The following is a 243-nucleotide window of genomic DNA, read 5'->3' as shown; positions in this document are numbered from 1 at the left end:
AATTGTTGATGTTTCAGCGCAACCCGAGCAGCTGAAACGTCATCAGGCCCTAGAGGCGATTCATAGAAAGGTGTCGCTCTCGAAGCGGCGCGCTTCGCGTTGTAACTGATAGACGAAGCGCTCCACCAGTCGCTGTTGCAGTCCGCTTAAGTTGGCGAAATGCAGGCCGACGAAGGTGAGATCAAGCTTCTCGTCATAACGAGCATGACGCAGCTCTACGGAGGCTTCCAGTCTGCCTATCGG

1 pseudogene is annotated in these 243 nt (G+C 54.7%); it reads right to left on the bottom strand.

Annotated elements, in window-relative coordinates:
* Nucleotides 1–60: 60 nt before the first annotated feature.
* Nucleotides 61–243 (bottom strand): annotated as a pseudogene (locus AC0IYH_RS33510) (pilus assembly protein PilZ); the annotation flags it as partial.

Source organism: Pseudomonas sp. AC463 (assembly GCF_979253585.1).
Note: the sequence above shows the minus strand (reverse complement) of the source record. Positions and strands in the feature narration are given on the sequence as shown.